This window comes from Shigella sp. FC1967, assembly GCF_001743005.1.
In the GTDB taxonomy this organism is placed as follows: domain Bacteria; phylum Pseudomonadota; class Gammaproteobacteria; order Enterobacterales; family Enterobacteriaceae; genus Proteus.
This window is the reverse complement of record NZ_MIIZ01001207.1, coordinates 1-479: the sequence shown is the minus strand read 5'-3', so window position 1 is coordinate 479 and position 479 is coordinate 1. Positions and strand designations below refer to the sequence as shown.

General features: G+C 43.2%; 2 pseudogenes. One reads left to right on the top strand and one right to left on the bottom strand.

Annotated features, from left to right (window positions below):
• Window positions 1-66: pseudogene (locus BHE89_RS20265) on the bottom strand (IS200/IS605 family transposase); the annotation flags it as partial.
• A 56-nt stretch (window positions 67-122) separates the two neighbouring features.
• Between BHE89_RS20265 and BHE89_RS26505 the strand changes: the two are divergent.
• Window positions 123-479: pseudogene (locus BHE89_RS26505) on the top strand (helix-turn-helix domain-containing protein); the annotation flags it as partial.

The following is a 479-nucleotide window of genomic DNA, read 5'->3' as shown; positions in this document are numbered from 1 at the left end:
GACCAGTTTACTGACACTGTGCCGCTTTCTGAGGGTTCCCGCCAGTAAATCATCATGATTACTCAATTGATATATTGCCCTAACATGTTAAAATAAAAATATTATATCAATGAGCGCTGATGATATTAAGAGCAACAAAAGTACGCATCTACCCAACACCAGAACAGGCTGAATATCTCAACGCTCAGTTCGGTGCGGTTCGTTTTGCGTACAACAAAGCGCTGCACATCAAGAAAAGACGCTTACCAGCGGCACGGCGTAAATTTAAACCCGCGTAAAGACCTTAAACCGCTGCTTGCCGTGGCGAAAAAAATCCCGCAGATATGGGTGGCTTAAAGAATATGATTCAATTGCATTGCAGCAGGCGGTGATTAACCTTGACGTGGCTTTCTCCAACTTTTTTTAATCCGAAACTAAAAGCCCGTTTTCCCACGTTTAAAAGTAAGCATGGCAGACAATCTAGCTATCATTGTGTCGGG